The organism is Cupriavidus sp. 8B (genome assembly GCF_054589115.1).
The window spans coordinates 1-561 of sequence record NZ_BAAILO010000229.1; the positions used below are offsets into that span (position 1 = coordinate 1).

2 protein-coding genes are annotated in these 561 nt (G+C 57.4%); both read left to right on the forward strand.

Annotated features, from left to right (window positions below):
* Nucleotides 1–73 precede the first annotated feature (73 nt).
* Nucleotides 74–226: an IS66 family insertion sequence element accessory protein TnpB gene (tnpB, locus tag ACYP5B_RS22175; protein WP_459571112.1), complete on the forward strand. Its 153-nt coding sequence runs from the start codon at nt 74–76 to the stop codon at nt 224–226.
* Between the two features lie 29 nt (nt 227–255).
* A complete protein-coding gene (locus ACYP5B_RS22180) occupies nt 256–411 on the forward strand; it encodes a hypothetical protein (protein ID WP_459377454.1) in 156 nt (51 codons plus the stop codon).
* Nucleotides 412–561 lie beyond the last annotated feature (150 nt).

Below are 561 nucleotides of genomic sequence, written 5' to 3' on the forward strand. Positions count from 1 at the left end.
CCGCTGAACGGGTGGAACGGGTGGGTTATGCGGACAAGCTGCGTCGAAGCGGCGGGAAGGTCTGCATTCCGAGGTGAGTTACAAGCGCCTGGAGCGCGGACGCTTCGTCTGGCCACAGGCCGACAGCGGCAAGATCCACCTGACGCAAGCGCAGTTGTCGATGCTGCTTGAGGGGATTAACCGGAAGCAGCCCGAACGCACCTGGCCTCCACTGTCGGTGTTGTAAACCATGCGGCATGTGCGTAAACTGCGCGCATGCCAATCCACCCCAGCGATCTCCCCGACGACATTGAGGCCCTGAAGGCCTTGGTGTTGGCACAGCGGGAATCGATCGCACTCATGGAACGGGCCTTGGCGGTCCGCTCCATGGAGATCGAGCAACTCAATCTGCAGCTCTCCAAGCTGATATGACTCCCCGTGTCAATCGAGATTGGTTTGATTCAGTTTCACAGTTGCATGTTGTTCCCCCAATTTCCTGGAGGGCGACGTAGCAGTAAGTCTCGACGGTGGATCACGCTTCTATGAGCGAGATTCTGTCAAGATTGCTTTTCCCGAAATTCT

What these genes read in the sequence shown, in the direction of transcription:
- ACYP5B_RS22180 (WP_459377454.1), top strand. Translation starts at nt 256, where the DNA reads ATGCCAATCCACCCCAGCGATCTCCCCGACGACATTGAGGCCCTGAAG.